A 20,301-nucleotide genomic window follows, 5' to 3' on the forward strand; every position below is an offset into this window, starting at 1 on the left:
CGCTGTGACCGCACGAGAAAGGCGGGGCCGGCTGGTGCCGGCCCCGCCTTTGTGATCACCTCGTGGTCACGCCTTCACGGAGTGCTTCTTGCCGTGGGTCCAGGCCATGGCGTCGCCGCCGTCGCCCGCAGGACCGGAGTGGCCACCGACCGTGTTGCTGTGGTTGGACGCGTCGCCGGTCGAACCCGTGGCGCCGGTGTCACCGGAGTTGCCCGAGGTGACCTCGGTCCAGGACTTGGTGCCGTGGTTCTTCCAGCCGTCGTGCTTCCAGCTGTGCTTCCAGCCGGAGTGCTTCCAGCCGTGGTCGTTCCAGTTCTTGTTCTTGTTCTCGGTCTTCACCACTGCGGTGTTGCCACCGGTGTCGCCCGAGTTCCCGGAGTTGCCCGAGTTCCCGGTCGTGGCGTTGTTCGAGCTGGAGGCGTTGCCGCCGTTGCCCGAGTTGCCGCCCTTGCCCGCGGTGGCCTCGGTGGAGCCGTTGTTGCTGTGCTTGCTCCACTTGCCGTGGTTCCAGGAGTTGCGCTGCTCGGTCATGGCCCAGGCGTTGCCGCCGTCGCCGGCCGGGCCGGAGTTGCCGCCCACGGTGGTGCTGTGGTTCGTGGCGTCGCCGGTCGAGCCCGTGGCGCCGGTGTCGCCGGAGTCGCCCGACGTGACAGTGGTCCAGGACTCGTTGCGGTTCCAGGACTTGCCGTGGCCCTTGTCCGAGCCGATCGTGCGGACGACGGCCTTGTTGCCGCCGGTGTCACCCGAGTTCCCGGAGTTTCCCGAGTTGCCGGTCGTGGCGTTGTTCGAGCTCGTGGCGTTGCCGCCGTTGCCCGAGTTGCCGCCCTTGCCCGCGGTGGCCTCGGTGGAGCCGTTGTTGCTGTGGTGGCCCCACTTCTGGTCCTTGGTCATGACCGCCGCGTCGCCGCCGTCACCGGCAGGGCCGGAGTTGCCACCCACGGTGTTGCTGTGGTTGGAGGCATCGCCGGTCGAGCCCGTCGCGCCGGTGTCACCCGAGTCGCCGGAGCTGACGCTGGTGTTGCACTCCGCCAGCACGCACAGGCCGTAGGCGCTGTTGCCGCCGGTGGAACCCGAGTTGCCGGAGTTACCGGAGTTGCCGGACGTGGCGTTGTTCGAGCTGGAGGCGTTGCCGCCGTTGCCCGAGTTGCCGCCGTTGCCGGCGTTGGCGCTGGCGTTCTGCGAACGGCCGGCTGCGGTGGCGTCGCCACCGTTGCCCGCGGCGCCGGACTTGCCGCCCACCGTGTTGCTGTGGTTGGAGGCGTCGCCGGTCGAACCCGTCGCGCCGGTGTTACCGGAGTTGCCCGAGCTCACCTGGGTGTTGCACTTGGCGAGCACGCAGACGCCCGTGGCGCTGTTGCCGCCGGTGGAACCGGAGTTCCCGGAGTTGCCCGAGTTGCCGGAGGTGGCGTTGTTCGAGCTGGAGGCGTTGCCGCCGTTGCCCGAGTTGCCGCCGTTGCCACCGTTCACGATCGAGTGCACGGCGTCACCGACGCCGCCCAGCAGTCCGTTGCCACCGGTGTCAGCGCTGGCCATTGCCGTCCCTGCGAGCAGGAACCCTCCCGAGAACACTGCGGCCATCAGGCCGCGGCGCACATAGCTGTGCATTTCTGGTCTTCTTCCTGTCAGTCAAGCTTGGTGATCTGTCGGCTTGGAAGGACAGGACTGCTCAGCTGGGATGACTTCGGCCGTAGTAGTAGCACCACGACCCGTGGATCTGGTGATCCTCGACCACCACGAGCGACTCGGCGTCGGGACGAACTCCCGATCCTGCCGGGAGGTCCGAGACCGCGGCACTCGTCGATCCACTCGACGACACCGACCCCATCGTGCCGGGCAAAGCGAACGGCACGTCGGGTGACGGCGGCGCCGGTACCTCGATCGGTGGTGCCACCTCGTTCCCGGAGATCTGTTGCTGCTGCGGGAACTTCGCCGCCACGAACTGACCAGGCGGCGTCGCAGCGCGTGTCTCCGGGACGACCGCTGTCGCCGAGGGTGCCTCCGGAACGGCCGGCACCGGTGGCACGTCGACCGCCGGTGGCACGTCCGCCGGAGCGGATCGCTGTGTCACCAACGGTTTCGTGACGCTCGGTACCAGCGGTACGTCTTGCACCGTGCCCACCACGGGGGCGAGCACCGGCGCGGTCACCGGCTCGAGCGGCTCCAGGACCGGGTCCAGGGGCCGCACCACGGCGTCGACGACCGGCGCCAGCGGCGCCAGCACCGGTTCGGTCACCGGCTCGACCGCCTTCAGCACGGGCTTCACCACTGGATCAGCCACCGCCGCGACGGTCTTCGTCACCGGCGCGAGCTCTCGCGTCACCGGGGCGACCACGTCGCTCACCGGCGAGATGAGCGAACCGACCCCGTCGAGCAGGCCGGGTGAATCGCCGTCATCGGCGCTCGCGACGCCCGCCGAGAGGAGACCGAATCCGATGAGGAATCCGGCCACGCTCAGTGTTCGTCGCAGCACTGTGGAACAGGTTGCTTTCACGAAATCACCCCCTTTCACCGCCTCAGCACCCGTACATCGATCCATTCGGAGCGGTGCGTGCAGCGGTTCACTCGAAAGTGGAGGTAATTTTGTTGTCGCAGCTCAGGGCGCTAAATTAATCTGAAACACTCATTTTCGACTACTTTGCGACACCAAGTACGGCGTTAGATGTCAACTCACAGTGATCACTCAGGTAAATGAACGCGCACGTTCCGAATAATCGTCGTGTGAAATTCGTGTCAAGGTCATCGCGACAAACTGCGGGTGAGTTCAGCCGAGCAGGGCGGTGACGTTGGCGCGGTCGGCACCCAGCGTCACGTACAGCTGAGCCCACTGCTTGTCGGTGTCGGTGGGGCTCTGGCCGTCGCAGAAGGGTTTGCGGCCGTGCGCGGTGTAGTAGCGCAGCAGGGACAGGGTTTCGCCGGTGCTGCGCATCGACTCGTCGGTGTAGCGCGGTCCGGGTGGCTGGGGTTGGTGACGCAGGCAGGTCAGCTCCGCGGCGCTCTCGTTGTCGAAGACCGGGCCGGGGTCGGGTGGCGACGAGCAGGCGGCCAGGGCGGTGGCGCAGCAGAGGATCAGGATCGGGACGCGCATCGCGACTCCTATTCGAACAGGGCTCGGACGGTCAGCCCGACGCCCACGACGAGGACGAGCCCGGCGGTGATGGCGGGCAGGGCGGTGAAGCGGTCGCGGAAGCGTTCGACGGCGGCGAGCCGGTCGCGCAGGCGGACCAGGAGCAGGCCGACGGCGGTGAGGGTGGTGGCCATGCCGAGGCCGTAGGCCAGGACGAGCAGGACGCCGAACCAGGTGCGGCCCAGGGCGATCGCGCCGAGCAGCACGACCAGCGCCGAGGGACTCGGCACCAGGCCGCCCGCCACGCCCATGCCGATCAGGCCACCGCGTCCCACCCGGTGCCCGTGCCCGTGGCCATGTCCGTGCCCATGTCCGTGGCCGTGGCCGTGTCCATGCCCGTGACCGACGGCGACGGGTTGCCGTTGGAGAGCGGACCGCAGCAGGTATGCGCCGACGGCCGTGACCAGGACGCCGCTGGCGACGCCGAGGATCCGCAGCAGCGATTCGCCGGCCAGTGCGCTGGAAGCGCTGATCACCAGGCCGATGACCAGCACGCCGAGGGTGTGGGTGAGGGTGACGGTGGCACCGACGACGACCGCGTCCCGCGCGGTGCCGTCGCGCCCCGCGAGGTAGGCGGCGATGACCGTCTTGCCGTGTCCGGGCAACGCCGCGTGAGAGGCGCCCAGCAGCAGCGACAACAGCACGGCGAGCACGCCGATGAACGGGGTGAGGTCCTGTTTGCCGGCGAGGTCGGTGAACGCGCGGGTGGCCGTGCCGAGCAACGTGCTGCCGCCCTGGGCCGCGGCCACGCCCGAGGCCGGGGTGGTGCCGGGTTCGACGCGCAGGCTCACCGCGCGGACGTCGAGCGGGTCGGCCAGCAGGTCGTCGGGATAGGCGCGGAGTTCGTCGCTGGAACTCCTCGCCGGTACGGGCGGGTCGATCAGGGCGATGCCATCGCCGGTGGCGGTCATCTCGTGCCAGCCGACGCGGCCCGGCCGGTAGGTGTCGCGCACGTCGATGGTGGCGGCGGAACTGAGGTCCACCGCGGTGGTGAGCCGGCAGGTCAGGCGAGTGGTCGCCAGCCCAGCCTCGCCGGGCGGGTACTCAACCGACGACGAGCGCAGCGACAGCGCGGTGCGGGTGCCGTTGACGGTCACCGCGAGGCTGCCCAGCACGGCGTCGCACTCGCGGCCTGCGTAGTCGGTCTGGCGGGCGGGTTGTTCTTGCAGGGTCGGGATCTCGGCGAGGTCGACGACCGAGACGACGTCGATCCGGTCGGGGTGGACGGTGATGGCGTGGTGGTGGTTGATCGTGAAGTTGCCCAGCGGGTGCGCGCTGGCGCTCGTGGGAACGGCCAGCAGGGCGAGCCCGGCGAGCAGGAGAACGGCGAGGGCTTTCATCGCAGGCCGTCCAGGGCGGTGCGGGCGGCGGGGGCGTCCACCGGGGAGAAGTGCGGGTTGGTGCGCAACGCGGTGTCGAGCGCGTCCGCGGCCTCCGTGGTGCGGCCGAGGCCGCGCAGGATCATGCCGCGGTGGTAGGCGAACGTCGCGTTGCGCCAGCCCGTGGCGGCGGCGCGGTCGGCGTAGCCGAGGGCCTCGGCGTCCCGTCCGGCCAGGTGCAGCGCCCAGGAGAGAGCGTCCGCGACCAGCGGGTTCTGCCGGCGGTTCCACTCGCGTTCGGCGGCGGCCAGCGCGGTGGCGGCGTCGCCCTTGTCGGCGGCGACGATCGAGGTGGCGAGTTCGTCGGTGCTGCCCGCGGCGGCGAGCAGGCGTTCCTGCTGAGCCAGCAGGTCGAACTGGCGGGTCGCGTCGTCGGCACGGCCCGCGGCGCGCAGCATCAGGGCGTACTCGTGCAGGTACTGCGGTGAGGGCACGCGGGCCACGAGGTCGGCATAACCGGTGAGCGCGTCGGCCGACTTGCCTCGGGCGGCGGCGATCTTGGCACGTCCTTGCAGCAGGGCGGGGTCGAGCGGGTCGACGAGCAGGCCTTGCTCGTACTGGGCGGAGGCCTCGTCGAGGTCGCCGTTGTCGAACGCGAGCTCGCCGAGGTGGTAGCGGCAGAACAGCGCGTCGGCCGGGGACGAGGAGGCCTCGAGGGCGCGGGTCAGGGCCTGGCGGGCGGAGGCGACGTCGCCGCGTTGCTCGAAGTCGTAGGCGGCGCGGGTGAACGCGGGCACGCCGGGTTCCAGGTCGAGCATCCGCTGCACGGCGGCCCGCGCGTCGTCGGTCTTGCCGAGCTGAGTGAGGGCGTCGGCGAGCACGCCGTAGACCTCGGCGGTGTCGGGCAGCGCGGCGCGGGCGAGTTCGGCCTGGTCGCGGGCGGCGGCGAAGTCGTGGCGGGCGTTGGCGAGGGCACCGAGACCCAGGTGAGCGGGGCCGTTGCCGTCCGGCTTGTGCCGCAGGGAGGTCTCCAGCGCGCCCTGGGCCTTGCCGTAGTAGGTGGGATCGCCGGTGACGCGGGCCTGCTCGACGTAGGCCGTGCCGAGCGACGCCCACGTCGCGGCGTCCTCGGGCACGCGCCGCAGCCGTTCCTGTGCGGCGCTGATGGTGCGCTGCACGTCGCTGCGCACGACCGCGGCGCCGGACGCCGGTGGGACCGGGTCGTCGCCGCGGCTCAACGCGGTGGCGGTGGTGGCGAGCAGCGCCGCGCCGGCGGTGATGGCCAGCACAGCGATGATCTTGCGGCGGTTCATGGCGCACTCCGTGTGGTAGCTGCCGGGGGAACGTGCCGGGGAACGGGACTCCGTTCCCCGGCACGCTTTTACGCGACCGCAGGCACCGCGGTCCGAAGTGGACGACGGCTCAGCAGCCACACGCCGGAACCGATCAACAGCGCCGCGAGGACGGCGTTGAGGACCAGCCCGTCCGGCAGACCTCCACCGGCTCCGCCACCACCCGCAGGCGGGACCGCACCCGCGGCGCCGGAGTTGACCGCGGTGTTGTTCGGCAGCGCCACGTACGGGAATGCGTTGCCGAACGCCTTGTCGTTGGCGTTGACCTTGTCCCCGGTCGCGAGCGCGGGCACGATGCCGCTCACCGCGGCGCCTTCCAGCGCCTGCACGCCGATGTCGACCACGTCGTCGGTGAGCCTGCGGCCGTTCGGGAAGCCCTGCAGGTCACCGGCCAGCACGCCCAGCCGGTTCGGCGAGGCCGCCGGCGGGATGGACACGTTGAGCCGCAGCTGCTCCGACGGCGTGAACTTCTTCGGGTTCACGTCGGCGTTGTTGAGCTGCGAGTTCAGGTCCGCCTTGATCGGCCCGCCCGCCTTGGTGGTGATGCCGGTCAGGAAGATCTCCACCAGGTCGTTGCGCGGCGTGGCCGGGGCCGGGATGCCGTAGATCGCCTGGATCAGCTTGGGCACCTCCGGGTCGGTGACCCGGTTGACCAACTCCGGCGTCTTGCCGTCGCGGTCCGGCGTGAGCGCGTTGAACTTGTCCTTCAGCCCAGCCGGCACCACGACCTCGTTGACCAGCGGGTTGCCCAGGCGCGAGACCTGCACGAACGGGCCGATCGCGTGGGACTCGCCGGGGCTGAGGATCATCGACTGGCGCTCGGTGTCGCTCCACACCCCGATGACCGGGTTGCGCGTCGCGTCGCCCTTGAGCGCCAGCTGCGACTTCGGCACCTGCAACGCGATGGTGTTCACGTTGTAGCCGCGCAGGGTGTCCTGGCCGACCTCGGACAGGTTGCCGCCGTAGAGCAGGTCGAACACCCGCAGGTCGAGGAAGAACGCGTCGTCGGACTGCCCGACGTAGCTCTTGCCCCCGCCCGGCACGTCGGTGATCGCCTGGGTGCGCAACGCGCCGTAGTCCGGCATCGACGCAGGGCCGGTGTTGGACGGCGCGACCTTGCCTGAGCGGATCAGCTTGCGGTCCCGGCCGTCGCGGTCGATCAGCTCCAGCGTGTAGGTCTGCCGGAACAGCAGGTTCTCGTCGTCCAGCGACGTGACCGGCCCGTTGTTGTACAGGAACGTCGACTTGCCGCGACGGTCCTCGGTGCGGAAGGTCCACCGGTACGTCAGGTCGGCCTTGGCGTCCCCGTCGTTGTCGATGTTGATGTCGTAGCGGGCATCGGTCGCCCACGGGTAGAAGTTCGGGCCGCCGTTGGGCTCCTGGAACGGCGACCAGTTCGCCACCAGTGTGACCGTGTCCGGCTTGTCCGGGCTGACGAACGCGTAGACGTCCGTGTTGTCCACCGCCGGATCGCCTGCGATCAACGGCGCTTCCCGGTGGCTCGACGCCCCGGCCGAACCGGAACCACCGATCAGCCCTGCCGCGAGCAAGGTGCTCCCGACCGCGATCAGACTTACCGCCACACGTCGTCGTCGACGCGTGGGAGGGGGTGCTGACATGCTCCATCCCTTCGGATCGAAGCCCGTCCGCAGTGACGACCGCCACACGGACAGGACGCGACTCATTCGCCGCTGATGGAGCCGAGGCTTGCCCGGTTCACTCGAATGCCCTCTTGCACAACGCTGGCATCAAGCTCCCCGCAGACGACATGCGAGGACTTCCGCCCCGAAATGAGCTGTCCCCGTGCGTCTGCTTGAACCGCGGACGCACGGGGACACGCGCGGCGCCGTCCCGAGCCGGCTGAACCGCATCTGGCGGATCCGCGCACAGGAGATCCGCCCTGGGTCGCCCGCCGGATTGGCGCCACGACATCGCCCCACCCGATGGAGTGACTACCTGGCCAGAGGAAGGTCGACATCCTCCGACGCGCGTTCGGGCTCGCGTCGGTTCTTCACGCCGAGCGTGTTGCGGATGCGGGTGACGTGATGCCCCTCCGGTCCCTCCGCACCACCAAGGCCGCCTCGACCGCGCTCTGGGGCGACCTCGTCGCGTTGGTGTTTCGGTGGCAATCCGATGATCGGACCGCTCCGAAGCAGGCAGGTGAACCGGGGACCTACCAGTGCGAGCAACCCGCACCTGCTGACCGGTGCACACGCACTCGGCGCGCTGCCCGACGCCGAACGCGGCAAGTTCGAGGCACATCTGGCTCGTTGCCCGGCGTGCACCGGCGAACTGGCCGGACTGCGAGAGACAGCCGCCCGGCTCGGCAGGACCGTCTGCTGGATCTCCCCGAGCACACTGCGACCGCGCGTGCTCGGCGCCGTTCGGTCGGTTCGACAGGCGCCTCCGACATCGGAGATCACGACGTTTCCCACCCGGCGGCAGGGTTTCCGGCGCGCCGCGGCACTCATCGCCGTCGCCTGCGCCACCGCGGCAGCGGTGGCCGGCGTGCACGGCGGCGCGACCGCGCCGACACGCACTTCCGCTGAGCCGCCCGCACGCACACAGATCGGCGACCTGCTCGCCGCACCGGATCTGCGACTTGCCGCTGCGGAGACTCCGGCAGGCACCGTGGCGATGTCCCGCCACCGCGACGAAATGCTGTTCCTGGCGGACGATCTGCGCAAGTTGCCTGCGGATCGCGCGTACCAGCTGTGGCTGGTGGACGATCAGGGCGCGCGATCGGCCGGGATCCTGCGACCGACGGGGTCGGCCACGTCGTCATTGGTGTCGGGAATCGCGGGGGTGCGCGAGGTCATCCTCACGATCGAGCCCACAGGTGGATCACCCGGACCGACGGGCGCACCGGTGCTCACCGTCGTGCTTCGCTGAATCGGACGCAATCCGCGCCGGACGGCACACCGAATTCCGGGGTGTGACCGACCACATTCTCGTCATCGGATACGGCGACGCAGGACGTTGCGCCGTGAACGCGGTGCTGGCCGCGCAGCCGGACGCGCGGCTGACTGTCCTGGACACCGACTACCTCGCGGTCGCCGAGGCCACGGCCAACGGTGTCACCGCCGTCGTCGGGGACGGCAGGGACAGATGCGCGCTCGACGAGGCCGGCGCCGACCTGGCGGACCGCGTCATCATCGCGGTCCCGGACGACCTCAACGCGTTCCTGATCACCAGAGCGGTGCGCCCGGTGAACCCCGACACCGTGATCGTGGCCGTCATCCGCGAACCGGAGAACAGCGCGATCTTCGCGTCCGACGGCACCACTACCGTCCACACGCGACAGTCGAACCACCCGTAGAAGTGAAAAACTCCGGGAACCGCAACACAGTGCGGTTCCCGGAGTCGCGGTGACTGCTACCCTGGAGATGTCAGGCGGGGAGCAGCACCGAGTCGATCAGGTACACGGTCGCGTTCGCGGTGTGCACGCCACCACAGATCACGTTGGCGTCGTTGACCTTCAGCGCGTCCTTGGTGCCGGAGACCTTGACCGTGCCGGTCTCGACGGTCTTCTGGTCACCGACGATCTTGTCCGGGGAGATCTGGCCCGGGACGACGTGGTACGTGAGGATCTTGGTCAGCAGCGCGTCGTCGGTCTTGAGCTTCTCGATCGTCGCGGCGTCGATCTTCGCGAACGCGGAGTCCACCGGCGCGAACACCGTGAACTCGGCGCCGTTCAGCGTCGAGACCAGGTTGACCTTCGGGTTCAGCTTGCCGGAAACGGCGTCCACCAGGGTCTTGAGCAGCGGGTTGTTGCTCGCCGCGACCGCGACCGGGTCAGCGGCCATGCCCGCGACGGAGCCGGAGCCGGACGGGACCTGCTTCGCGTAGTCGGCACAGCCGGGGCCGACGAGGTCGCGGGCCGGGTCCATGGCCGCGGCCGAGGACGCGGTCGTGGTGGGCGCTGCCGCGGTCGAGGAGCTGCCGCTGCTGGCCGTGTCAGCCGAGCCGCACGCCGCGCCGAACAGGGCGAGCGAGGCGACGCCGATGGCGAGAGCAGTGTTGCGGACGGACTTCTTCATGACGGGACATCTCCAAGGAGTGTTCGGGCAGTTGCTGACCGTGATTCGGCACCCCTCGGGGAACGGATGGGTCTGGTTATCGACCCGTTACCAAAAGATCCACAAATGGCCTGCCACCTGGGAGAAGTCCACAGTCGACGGTCAACTCGGAGCACTCCTGCAGCCGCAGGACGCTTCTGCGGCACAAGCAAACCACCCCCGTCGCGCCGGACAACAACCTCGGCACGCTGACACCATCGAGTGAAACGACGCCCGCCCCGTGTTCCGGCAGGACCAGTCCGGAAACCGGAGCGGTGCCGCACGACCGAGAACGCCTAGCCCGCCACCGAGGTGAACACCATCGAGTGCCAGCCGGTCGCACCGTCCGGAATCGGGGGAACGCGATCGTTGGTCTGCGTGTAGCCCTTCCGGTCGGTGGCACGGCACTCCACGGTGTGGTTGCCCTCCTTGAGATCCAGCTCCACGCGCCACATCCGCCACGTGTCGACGTTGACCTCGGTGCTCAGCGTCGCCTGCTGCCACGGACCTCCGTCAACCCGGACCTCGACCCGGTCGATCCCGGTGTGCTGGGCCCAGGCGATGCCCGCCGCGACGAACCTTCCGGCGGGCACCCGTTCGAAGGACTTCGGCCGGTCGATCCTCGACATCGTCTTGACCGGGGCCTTCTTCGCCCACGTGCGCTGCGCCCAGTACGGGTCGAACGCGTCGAACGTGGTGAGCTCCATGTCCACCAGCCACTTCGTCGCCGACACGTAGCCGTACAGACCGGGAACGACCATCCGCACCGGAAATCCGCGCTCCAACGGCAACGGCTCACCGTTCATGCCGATGGCCAGCAATGCGTTCGAACCGGGCGCCATGATCGTCTCGACCGGCGTGCCGCACGTCCAGCCGTCCACGCTGCGCGTCGCCAGCTGGTCGGCGCCGGACCGCACCCCGGCCTCCTTCAACAGGTCGGACAGCGAGACGCCGATGAAGTTCGACGTGGAGATGTACGGGCCACCGACCTCATTGGACACGCACACCAGCGTGATGGTCTTCTCCACCAACGGACGCCGCAACAGGTCGTCGTAGGTCAGCACCATCTCGTTGTCCACCATGCCGTGCACCCGCAACCGCCAGTCCTCCGCCCGCAGGCGCGGCACGCTCAGCGCGGTGTCGACCCGGTAGAACTTCTCGTTCGGCGTGAGGAACGACGGCGTGCCCTCCCGGGAGAAGTCGGCGTCGAACGGAATCTCCGGAGCCTTCTCCCGCGGCCGCAACGTGATCCCTCGCCGGGAAGCCTCGACGTCCACCCGCCCGGCGAGCAACTGACCGCCCATCGCCGCAACCCCGGCACCAGCCGCCACCGCCGCCGTCGTCAGCAGGAACCGCCGCCTCCCGGGCTTCTCCGCCGGTGCCTGGGACCACAGCAGCCAGAACGCGGCAACCCCGACCACGAGACTCGCCAGGGGAGCTACCACCGACCACCCGGTCGTGGTCGGCCGGGCCAGCACCGCGGCCACACCGACCAGACCGAGCACCCCGGCGAGAACGGCACCCGGCCAGGGACTTCTCCGCGAAACCAGCCCCGCCAGGGCACCGAACCCCGCGATCACGACCGCCATGCCGCCCAGCAGCACCAGCTTGTCGTTCTCGCCGAACGTGCGGACCGCGAAGTCCTTGAGCTGGTGAGGTGTCAGGTCGATCGCGGTGTTGCCGACCGCGAGGAACGGTGATGCCAGCGGGCTCACCAAGCCGGCGACCAGATGCCCTGCCGCCAACGCCGCCGCGACGGACACAAGGCCGATGAGGATGGAACGTGTCGCCTTCACACCAGGTGATTCGTAGCCGGCGGTCGACCGGATTGGCTCACAACGTCTGCAACGCGTCGACTGCGGCGCCGACACCGTTCTCCGCCCTGATCAACGCCCCGGCCTCGGCAGCTCGCGAACCTGCCAGCGCGTCGTTGATCGAGATCGCGAGACGGTGCGCGTTCAACTCCCGTTGCGGCACTGGAGCGGGAGCGACTCCGACGGCGTGCATGCGCCGGGCCCAGTGCGGCTGGTCGGCGACGAACGGACACACGACCTGGGGAACGCCGGCAGCCAGCGCCGCCGCCGTAGTTCCACCGCCTCCGTGGTGGACGACCACGCTCACCCGCGCGAACAACCAGTCGTGGGGCGCCTGGTCGATCACGAACACGTCGGGGGAAGGAGTTGCGGTCATGCCGCCCCAGCCGGTGGCCAGGACCGCTCGGACGCCCGCGAGCCGGACCGCCTCCGCGACGATCCGTCCCACTCGCTCCGCGTCCCGGCCGGCCATGCTGCCGAATCCGATGTAGACGGTCGGGCCGCCGGCCAGGAACGCGGCCAGGTCGTCCGGTGCGGACCACGAGGGTGACGCGGGCAGGTACCAGAACCCGGTGGTGCGCACGGTGTCCGGCCAGGCCGGGTCGACCGGGGTCACGAGAGAGCTGAACGCCTGCAGCACCATCGCGTGCCCGGCCTCGCCTTTCGGCAGGCCGAGCTGCCCGGTGCGCCACTCGGTGATGATCCCGGCGTATGCCCTCAGGGTCGCGGTCACCGTCAGGTAGGTGGCGCGGTTGAGGAAACGGGGTAGGCGGGGCAGCGGTATCATCGGGCACGGGAACGCTTTCGTCGGCACCCAGCCCGGCTGCAGGGTCGCGAGCACGGCTGGGATTCCGAGCATCTGAGCCGCGTGCTGTGCGGGCACGGACGGTGATTGGACCAGCACGTCGGCCCGGGAGGTGCGGGCGACCTCGCCGACGTCACGCAGCACGTCGGCCATGAGCGGCTTGATCCGCGTCATCGTCCGGGCGGCGATGACCTTGCCCCGCACGCCGCGGTAGCCGCCGTCGATCGCTTCCTTGACCACCGGGTCGTCCATGAGCCGGTTGGGGCCTTCGTCCAGGGGCGCGAACTCCACCTCGTGTTCAGCGGCGGCGTCGGCGAAGGACGCGGGGGCCGCGAGCAGCGCGGAATGGCCTCGTGCGCGCAACTCCACCGCCAGCGCGAGGAAGGGCTGCACGTCCCCGCGCGTCCCGTGCGTCACGAGAAGCGCTCTCATCGCGTCTCGATCTTCGTGAACTCCGACAGCCATCGATCGTCCGCGAACAGGCCGTGGGTGAGCATCTCCAGGCCTGCACGCGCGCCCCGCACCGCGGTGGCGGTTTCGGCCGGATCGCCTCCGAGCAGCCTGCCGACCTGCTCCCCCAGCACCAGCGGCGCCAGCAGCCAGGACACGTAGGTGACGGCACGGGCGCGTGAGTCCTCGGTCGGCCGCACCCAGCCTTCGACCTCGCCGTCGGCCAGCCACTTCTCGGTGCGCGTCACGATCTCGTCGAACAATGCGGACGCGCTTTCCGACCCGTCCAGCAGCGCGCGTGCGAGGTACCGGCGCACCGGGGTCGCCGCCCGCAGCAGATCGCCCAGCTCAGCGCCTTCGGCCGACCGCATGCCCGCCAGCACGTGCTCGTCGCACTCCTGGCGAAGCCCTTCCTTCGACCCGAAGTGGTGCACCACCAAGGCCGCCGACACCCCGGCGTCGGCGGCGATCGCGCGCACCGACGTGCCGGCGATGCCGTCCGCGCCGAACCGGGCCAGGGCCGCGTCCCGGATCCGGGCGCGTGCCGTCAGGTCTGAACGCATGTTCAGAGTATTGAACACTTGTTTAGTCGGGGTCAAGCGAGCACGAAGTAGCGCAGCCAGAGGTAGGGCGCGGCGAGCAGGACCGACAGCGTGGCGACGACGAGCCCGTAGCGGGTGAACTTCCAGAAGCTGATCGGGGTGCCGTTGCGCGCGGCGAGTCCGAGCACGACGACGTTCGCGCTCGCGCCCACGGCCGTCGCGTTGCCACCGAGGTCCGCTCCGAGGGCAAGCGCCCACCACAGCGGCTCGCCGTGCGGTCCCTGCCCGCCGGCCAGGTCGCCCACGATCGGTGACATCGTTGCGACATAAGGGATGTTGTCCACGACGGCGGACAGCAGCGCCGAGCCGACGAGCAGCACCATCACCGCGAGCAGCGGCTCGCCGCCGACCGCGGCGGCCAGGTTCTCCGAGATGGCGCCGATGACGCCGGTCTTCACCAGCGCGCCCACCATCACGAACAGGCCCATGAAGAACACCAGGGTCTCCCACTCGACGTCGGCGATCGCGTCCTCAGTGGTGACCTTGGAGATCAGCACGAGCAGCCCGGCGCCGAGCAGGGCGATCACCGACGGTTCCAGGTGCAGGGTCGTGTGCAGCACGAACCCGGCCAGCACCAGCGCCAGCACCGCGAGGCTCTGCCACAGCAGCGTCCGGTCGCGGATCGCCTCGCGTTCGGACAGCCGCATCACCTCGGCCACCCGGTCCTCGTCGTAGCGGAACGCGTCGCGGAAGAGCCATCGGCACACCAGCACGAACACGACCATCAGCACCACGATGAACGGGGCCAGGTGCACCAGGAAGTCGTTGAACGACAAGCCAGCGCGCGAGGCGATGATGATGTTCGGCGGGTCACCGATCAACGTGGCGGTGCCGCCGATGTTGGACGCCATCACCTCGGCGATCAGGTACGGGATCGCGTCGAGGCCGAGCCGGTCGCACACCAGGAACGTCACCGGTGCGATCAGCAGTACGGTCGTCACGTTGTCCAGTGCGGCCGACGCGGTCGCGGTGATCACCACGAACAGCGCCAGCACCGCGAACGGCCTCCCCCTGGCGCGTTTGGCCGCCGCGATGGCCAGGAACTCGAACAGGCCGGTCTGCTTGATCACCCCGACGATGATCATCATGCCGAGCAGCAGGAACACCACGTTCCAGTCGACGCCTGCCTCGGCCGAGTGGTACGCGGTCTCCCCGTCGGTCAGCCGCAGTGCCAGCATCAACGCGGCACCACCGAGCGCGGCCGCGACCCGGTGGACTCGCTCGGTCGCGATCAGGACGTACGCGCCGACGAACACGACGACCGACAGGATCTGGCTCCAGCTCACGTCGCGGGCCCGTCGAGCAGGACTTCGAGCAGGTGCGACGTCGTCACCACGCCGTGGATCTCCTCGCCATCGCTCACCAGCAGCAGCGGCGAGTGCAGGCGGGCCATCGTCGCGGCGCACTCGATCACGGTCGCGTCACCGGGGACCCTGGGCAGCTCGTAGCGCTTCTCCTTGGCCGGCAACAGTTCCTTCACCGTGCGGCCGGCCAGCTTCTGCGCGCAGGCCGCGGCGGCGTCGCGTTCGTCGTACACGCGGGCCAGCGACGGATCTTCCTGCACGTAGCCGGGGATGAGGAACCGCAACACCTGCGACCCCGGCAGCACGGTGACCGGTTTGCCGTGCGGGTCCACGACCACCACGCCGGGCCGTCGTTGCTCCGCGATCAGCCGGGCCGCGGTCAGAGCGTCGTCGGTCAGATGGACCAGCGGGTAGTCCTCAGCCAGGTCACGAGCACGCACGGCGACGCCTCCGGAGCACGAGTAGCATTCGACTGCTCGCAATCTTGATCGCACGGCGGTCGGGAGGCCACTCGTGTCGGGCTTGACGGTGTCGTTGCTCCTCATCGCGGTCTTCGTGCTGGCCGCGGTGGTGCTGCGGCTGCTCGGCCGCCGCTAGTCCGCGTGATCGGCCTGCCGCCACCACCACGCCGTCGCCACCGCTCCCGCCGCCCCGGTCACGACCACCAGCACGATCCCCGGCAGACCTGACTCGGGTTCGCCCGCGAGCCCGCTCGCCAGCGCCGGCACCGACCACGGGAAGAACTGGCCGTAGCCGAGCGCTGCGACGATCTGCGCGCAGAACACGGCCGCGATCATCGCGCCGACACCAGCCAGGTAGCCGCGTCCCATACACGCCACCAACGCGATCGGTGTCGTCAGGAGCATCGTCAGGAGCGCGACACCGACGACCCGGACAACACCAGCCAGCAGGACGTCCGCGGACCAGCCCGGCAACCCCAGCACCGCGCCGATCGCCAGTCCCAGCACCAGCAGTTGCACCACCAGCACCAGGCACCAGGCTGCGACCACCGCGAACTTCGCCGCGATGATCGTGACGCGTGCGGTGGGCAACGCGAGGAGGTCCTTCGCGGTGTGGCGGGCGAACTCGCGACCGAAGATCCAGATCTGCACCAGACCGAACACGATCATCCCGCCGACCGCGGTGCTCTGCGCGAGGAACGAAAAGTGCGCCGGCCAGTCCGCGGTGGCTCCCACCAACGCCGCCTTGGTACCGACCAGGCCCATCGTCCGGGCACGGTCGACGTCCTGCAGGATGAACATGAACAGCCCACCGACCAGCGCTACGACCGTGAACGCGATCGCGGTTACCCACGGCACGCGCGACCGGCGCGCCTTCAGCAACTCCACCGCGATCACGGCGATCACGCCTCCACCACCCTCAGGAAGAACGTCTCCAGGTCGTCCTGCTCGACCACGAGCCGGTACGGCGGACAGCCCGCCTGCACCAGCAACACCGCAACCGACTCCGGTGCCGCCACGGCAGCTGGATCGGCGATCTCCAGTCGGCCGTCCTCGTGCCGGATCGATGCGATTCCCTTGTTCTGCAACGCATTCTCCGCCGCCACCGGGTCACGAACCCAGAGGTTCAGCCGCTTCCGAAGATCCTCGGCGCTCACCTCGCGGACCAGGCGACCGTCGTGGATCACCCCGACGCGTGCCGCGAGCCGGGCGACCTCGCCGAGCACATGACTGGACAGCAGAACGGTGACGCCACGCCCACGGCTCAACTCCAGCAGCAGATCGCGGATCTCGGCCACTCCGGCGGGATCCAGGCCGTTGGCCGGTTCGTCGAGGACGAGCAGATCCGGTTGGTGCAGCAGCGCTTTCGCCAGCCCGAGCCGTTGCACGTTACCCAGCGACAACGTGCCGGCGCGGTTGCTCGCGTACCGGGTCAACCGCAACCGTTCCACGACCTCGGCCACGTGCCGCCCGCCGCGCAGCCCACGTAGGCGAGCCGCGACCTCCAGGTTCTCCACGACCGTGAGCTCCGGGTACGCCGCCGGAGTCTCCACGAGATAGCCGACCCGTGACCACATCGCGTGGCCGCCCGGCCGGACCGTCTCGCCGAACACGGTGACGCTGCCACGGGTGGGCCGGACCATGCCCAGCATCATGCGGATCGTGGTCGTCTTGCCCGCGCCGTTGAGGCCGAGAAGCCCGTAGATCTCCCCTGCCTCGACGTTCAGCGAGACGTCGTGCACGGCGGTGAACTCCCCGTACCGCTTGGTGAGCCCGCGCGCCTCGATCGCGCTCATGCGTCGACCTTCACGCAGTGCACCGTGCGCTCGATCTCCGACACCGGCATCGACCGGCCGGCGGGTTCGAGGTACCGCTCGGTGAACTCGTGCGGGCCGAGCTGATCGGTCTCGACCCACCCGTAGGGCGCGACGAACGTCGCGACCTCGTCGGGCATCAGGCCGAACTTCCACACAGGACGTTTCACCACGAACTCGCGATAGGCGGACTCTCCGCCGAACAGCTCCGTTCCTTCGATGAAGTCCTTGCGCACGAACGTGAACACCAGCTCGCTCCCGGCGGGAGCCTGAGCGAGGAACTCGAAGGTCGCCCGCACCGCGCCTTCGGTGAGGTACTGCGTGACCGCCTCCCACACGAAGAACACCGGTCCGTCGCTCACGAACCCGTTCTCTGCCAACACGTCCGTGATCCGCTGGCGCTCGAAGTCGATCGCCACCAGGGTGAGGCCGCGCGGAACCTCGCCGAGGACCGCCTCCACCCGCTTCCGTTTGCGGGCGATGTTCACGGCGAGGTCGACCTCGAACACGGTCCTGTCCGTGAAACGGCAGCCTCGGGTGTCGAACCCGGCCCCGAGCACCACCACCGTTCCCGCGCTGGACGCGACACGGTCGTCGATGTACCTCTTGCGGCACAACATCGACGCCCACAACCCCGGGATCCATTTCTCGGTCGCGCGGACCAGCGCCTCGCGCACGGGCTGCCAGCGCGCGGCGGCCGCGGTCAGACGCCCGGCCGGCGGCAGCAGGCGTGCCGCCAGGTCGTCTCGCAGCAGGGGTTCGGCCTCGTACTGTTCGACAGCGGCGATGACCATCGGGCCAACGGCGGTGCCCGCGACTGCGGCGTCCATGAAAGCTCCTCGTCGACGGCGTCGTACTCCACGCCGACCAGGCTTCCCGGCACACCGGGGGAGAGCCTACCGCCAGGTGTGCCGGGCAGGCAGAGCCTCAGCGCGACCGCTTGTCAGCGAGCAGGGCTTCTCGAACCAGAGCCGCACGCGTCGCGAGATAGCGTTGTTCGGGTTCGCTCGCCGTCATCGTCGCCGCGCGGATGTACGACCCGGCGGCCGCGACGAGGTCTCCCGATCGTTCGAGCAGGTGCGCGCGGACCGCTTCCCAGCGGTGATTGCGGGCCAGCACCTCGTCCAACGTGGCGACGATCGCGAGTCCCGCCTGGGGACCGTGCACCTCGGCCACCGCCACCGCGCGGCTGAGCGCGACCACGGGACCAGGCGCGACGTGGGCGAGCACGTCGTACAGCGCGAGGATCTGCCGCCAGTCGGTGTCCTCGGCGGTGGCCGCCTCGTCGTGCACCGCGGCGATGGCGGCCTGCAACTGGTACGGGCCGATGGGACCGGTGCCGAGCGTTCGTTCCAGCAGCGTCACGCCCTCGGCGATCATCGTGGCGTCCCAGAGGTTCCGGTCCTGCTCGGCCAGCGGCACGATCGCCCCGGCACGGTCCGTCCGCGCCGGTCGGCGTGCCTCGGTCAGCACCATCAACGCCAGCAGCCCGCGGACTTCGCAGTCGTGCGGCGTCACCCGGTGCAGCAGCCGCGTCAGACGGACCGCCTCGGTGGCCAGTTCGACCCGGCCGCTGCTCGTGTAGCCCTCGTTGAACATCAAGTACAGGACGTGCAGCACGATCGTCAGCCGCCCCCGGCGTTCCTCCTCCACCGGCAGCTCGAACCGCGCACCGGCGGCGCGGATCGACTGCTTGGCACGGCTGATCCGTTGCGCCATCGTCGTTTCGGGCACCAGGAACGCCGTCGCGACCTCGGCGGTGGTCAGGCCGCCCACGGCACGCAACGTCAACGCGAGCTGCGAAGGCGCCGCCAACGCGGGATGGCAGCACAGGAACAGCAACGCCAGGGTGTCATCCTGGTCCGGCACCACAACTGGCTGGAAGGCCGCCACCGTCAGCTCACGGCGCCGGCGTGCGCTCTCGCTGCGCCACCCGTCCACCAGCGACCGGCCCGCCGCGGTCAGCAGCCACGACCGCGGGTTGTCCGGCACGCCCTCGACCGGCCACTGCCGCACAGCGTCGGCCAACGCCTCCTGCACGGCGTCCTCGCACGCGTCGAACTGGCCGTACCGGTGCACGAGCGCGGCGAGGACCTGCGGCACCAACGTGCGCAGCAGGTCCTCCCAGCCGCCGGGTGGAGTCACAGGTGCATGACCTGCCGCACCTCCATCGGGAACTCGGTGTACTCGACGACGCGAGAGGCCACCTCCAGTGCCCGTTCCTCGGTGGTGTCGATGATCCAGTAGCCCGCGAGCGACTCCTTGATCTCGGCGAACGGGCCATCCGTCGGCACCGTCACGCCGTTCTGGAAGCGCACGGTCGTGGCCTGGCTCGGGTCGATGAGCTTGCTGCTCGCCACCAGTTCGCCGGAGTCGCGCAGCTCCTGGTCGAGCTTCATCATGTGCTCCTGCATGCCCGTGATCCAGTCGGGCGAGCGGCTCTCCAGCGTGGCACCGAGCCCGCCGAACATCATGATCATGTACTTCACGTCGCTCCTCTCACCGGCATCTCCTCGGGATGCTCGCCTCTGGTCGGAGCGGCCGGGCAGTTCTCGACATCCACGCCGAAAATTGTCGACCTCACCGCACGCTGTGGCCACATGAGCGATCTGCTCGCCGCCGCGCAGACAGGCGGCCACGACGCGTTCGGCGCTTTGGTGACGCCGCACCTGCGCGCGTTGCACCTGTACCGCTACCGGATGCCTGGGTCCTACTCCGACGCGGACGAGGCCCTGCAGGACACGTTCGTGCGCGTGTGGCGGTCGTTCGGCATGTTCGAGGGCGGCGCTCCCTGCTGCACAGGCTGTACCGCATCTCGACCGCCGCCAGTCTGAAATCGCTGCTCGACGTCCCGAAGGACCCCGGAAGCGGTGCCCGAGGAGCCCGAGGACATCCCTGGGAATAAGGGCTCAAGCTGCAACGGCGGGTGCGCCCACGCGATGGTCTCGTCGTAGGAGGTTCGACTGGAGAGGCATCGTGGAGGATGCCGACGAGGCGGTTGGCGAGGTTCCGCAGGACGGCGTCCTGCGGCATCCGCTGTTTGATCGAGGTCGCCGAGCAAGTTTCAGCCGCCAGATGACGACGACCGCCAACACGAGCATCGCCGGCTACGGAACGCTGTCGACGTCCTCGCGCCATGCCGCGAACAACCCGGACCGCTCGTCATCCTCATCAACCATGCCGCCACCCACAGCTCGG

Annotated in this window: 20 protein-coding genes and 1 pseudogene; 4 read left to right on the forward strand and 17 right to left on the reverse strand. The window is 69.6% G+C overall.

Annotated elements, in window-relative coordinates:
- Positions 1-66: 66 nt before the first annotated feature.
- The 6 genes from ACQEU1_RS19060 to ACQEU1_RS19085 form a co-directional block, all read right to left on the reverse strand.
- Positions 67-1,605, reverse strand: a complete 1,539-nt coding sequence (locus tag ACQEU1_RS19060; RefSeq protein WP_433203163.1) for a hypothetical protein — start codon at positions 1,603-1,605, stop codon at positions 67-69.
- Between the two features lie 61 nt (positions 1,606-1,666).
- Positions 1,667-2,491, reverse strand: a complete 825-nt coding sequence (locus ACQEU1_RS19065) for a hypothetical protein (protein ID WP_433203166.1) — start codon at positions 2,489-2,491, stop codon at positions 1,667-1,669.
- Positions 2,492-2,761: 270 nt separating this feature from the next.
- A complete protein-coding gene (locus tag ACQEU1_RS19070; protein ID WP_433203169.1) occupies positions 2,762-3,085 on the reverse strand; it encodes a hypothetical protein in 324 nt (107 codons plus the stop codon).
- A gap of 8 nt (positions 3,086-3,093) precedes the next feature.
- Positions 3,094-4,464 carry a nickel/cobalt transporter gene (locus tag ACQEU1_RS19075; protein ID WP_433203172.1) on the reverse strand — a complete coding sequence of 457 codons (1,371 nt, stop codon included), beginning with the start codon at positions 4,462-4,464 and terminating at the stop codon, positions 3,094-3,096.
- Complete coding sequence (locus ACQEU1_RS19080; protein WP_433203175.1) at positions 4,461-5,756, reverse strand: tetratricopeptide repeat protein; 1,296 nt, start codon at positions 5,754-5,756, stop codon at positions 4,461-4,463. Before ACQEU1_RS19080 ends, ACQEU1_RS19075 begins: the two co-directional genes overlap by 4 nt.
- 68 nt (positions 5,757-5,824) lie before the next feature.
- The gene (locus ACQEU1_RS19085) at positions 5,825-7,378 is read right to left on the reverse strand and encodes a DUF4331 domain-containing protein (RefSeq protein WP_433203178.1); all 1,554 of its coding nucleotides are present in this window, start codon (positions 7,376-7,378) and stop codon (positions 5,825-5,827) included.
- A gap of 550 nt (positions 7,379-7,928) precedes the next feature.
- Here ACQEU1_RS19085 and ACQEU1_RS19090 point away from each other — a divergent pair.
- The 3 genes and pseudogenes from ACQEU1_RS19090 to ACQEU1_RS19100 all read left to right on the forward strand — a co-directional run.
- Positions 7,929-8,066, forward strand: a pseudogene (locus tag ACQEU1_RS19090) (hypothetical protein); the annotation flags it as partial.
- A gap of 99 nt (positions 8,067-8,165) precedes the next feature.
- Complete coding sequence (locus ACQEU1_RS19095) at positions 8,166-8,687, forward strand: anti-sigma factor domain-containing protein (RefSeq protein WP_433211582.1); 522 nt, start codon at positions 8,166-8,168, stop codon at positions 8,685-8,687.
- Between the two features lie 43 nt (positions 8,688-8,730).
- Positions 8,731-9,114: an NAD-binding protein gene (locus tag ACQEU1_RS19100; RefSeq protein WP_433203181.1), complete on the forward strand. Its 384-nt coding sequence runs from the start codon at positions 8,731-8,733 to the stop codon at positions 9,112-9,114.
- Between the two features lie 70 nt (positions 9,115-9,184).
- Here the strand turns inward: ACQEU1_RS19100 and ACQEU1_RS19105 are convergent, their stop codons facing one another.
- The 11 genes from ACQEU1_RS19105 to ACQEU1_RS19155 form a co-directional block, all read right to left on the reverse strand.
- Entirely contained in the window at positions 9,185-9,835 is a 651-nt protein-coding gene (locus ACQEU1_RS19105) for a fasciclin domain-containing protein (RefSeq protein ID WP_433203184.1), read from the reverse strand.
- Between the two features lie 314 nt (positions 9,836-10,149).
- The gene (locus ACQEU1_RS19110; RefSeq protein ID WP_433203187.1) at positions 10,150-11,649 is read right to left on the reverse strand and encodes a molybdopterin-dependent oxidoreductase; all 1,500 of its coding nucleotides are present in this window, start codon (positions 11,647-11,649) and stop codon (positions 10,150-10,152) included.
- A gap of 37 nt (positions 11,650-11,686) precedes the next feature.
- Positions 11,687-12,904 (reverse strand): glycosyltransferase, encoded by a 1,218-nt coding sequence (locus tag ACQEU1_RS19115; protein WP_433203190.1) that lies wholly within the window; start codon positions 12,902-12,904, stop codon positions 11,687-11,689.
- Complete coding sequence (locus ACQEU1_RS19120; protein WP_433203193.1) at positions 12,901-13,485, reverse strand: TetR/AcrR family transcriptional regulator; 585 nt, start codon at positions 13,483-13,485, stop codon at positions 12,901-12,903. The genes ACQEU1_RS19115 and ACQEU1_RS19120 overlap by 4 nt, the downstream gene beginning before the upstream one ends.
- A gap of 32 nt (positions 13,486-13,517) precedes the next feature.
- On the reverse strand, positions 13,518-14,810 hold the full coding sequence (locus ACQEU1_RS19125) for an ArsB/NhaD family transporter (RefSeq protein ID WP_433203196.1): 1,293 nt from the start codon (positions 14,808-14,810) through the stop codon (positions 13,518-13,520).
- Complete coding sequence (locus ACQEU1_RS19130; protein ID WP_433203199.1) at positions 14,807-15,268, reverse strand: CBS domain-containing protein; 462 nt, start codon at positions 15,266-15,268, stop codon at positions 14,807-14,809. The genes ACQEU1_RS19125 and ACQEU1_RS19130 overlap by 4 nt, the downstream gene beginning before the upstream one ends.
- Before the next feature lie 153 nt (positions 15,269-15,421).
- Positions 15,422-16,195 carry an ABC transporter permease gene (locus tag ACQEU1_RS19135; RefSeq protein WP_433203202.1) on the reverse strand — a complete coding sequence of 258 codons (774 nt, stop codon included), beginning with the start codon at positions 16,193-16,195 and terminating at the stop codon, positions 15,422-15,424.
- Positions 16,192-17,085: an ABC transporter ATP-binding protein gene (locus tag ACQEU1_RS19140; protein WP_433203205.1), complete on the reverse strand. Its 894-nt coding sequence runs from the start codon at positions 17,083-17,085 to the stop codon at positions 16,192-16,194. Before ACQEU1_RS19140 ends, ACQEU1_RS19135 begins: the two co-directional genes overlap by 4 nt.
- The gene (locus tag ACQEU1_RS19145) at positions 17,082-17,933 is read right to left on the reverse strand and encodes an SAM-dependent methyltransferase (protein WP_433203208.1); all 852 of its coding nucleotides are present in this window, start codon (positions 17,931-17,933) and stop codon (positions 17,082-17,084) included. The genes ACQEU1_RS19140 and ACQEU1_RS19145 overlap by 4 nt, the downstream gene beginning before the upstream one ends.
- A 97-nt stretch (positions 17,934-18,030) precedes the next feature.
- On the reverse strand, positions 18,031-19,248 hold the full coding sequence (locus ACQEU1_RS19150; protein WP_433203211.1) for an RNA polymerase sigma factor: 1,218 nt from the start codon (positions 19,246-19,248) through the stop codon (positions 18,031-18,033).
- Positions 19,245-19,583 (reverse strand): YciI family protein, encoded by a 339-nt coding sequence (locus tag ACQEU1_RS19155; RefSeq protein WP_433211585.1) that lies wholly within the window; start codon positions 19,581-19,583, stop codon positions 19,245-19,247. Before ACQEU1_RS19155 ends, ACQEU1_RS19150 begins: the two co-directional genes overlap by 4 nt.
- A 120-nt stretch (positions 19,584-19,703) precedes the next feature.
- On the opposite strand from ACQEU1_RS19155, the gene ACQEU1_RS19160 reads away from it, so the two are divergent.
- The gene (locus tag ACQEU1_RS19160) at positions 19,704-19,937 is read left to right on the forward strand and encodes a sigma factor (protein WP_433203214.1); all 234 of its coding nucleotides are present in this window, start codon (positions 19,704-19,706) and stop codon (positions 19,935-19,937) included.
- Positions 19,938-20,301: the final 364 nt, after the last annotated feature.

It is taken from the genome of Lentzea sp. CA-135723 (assembly GCF_050936595.1).
Lineage (GTDB): Bacteria > Actinomycetota > Actinomycetes > Mycobacteriales > Pseudonocardiaceae > Lentzea.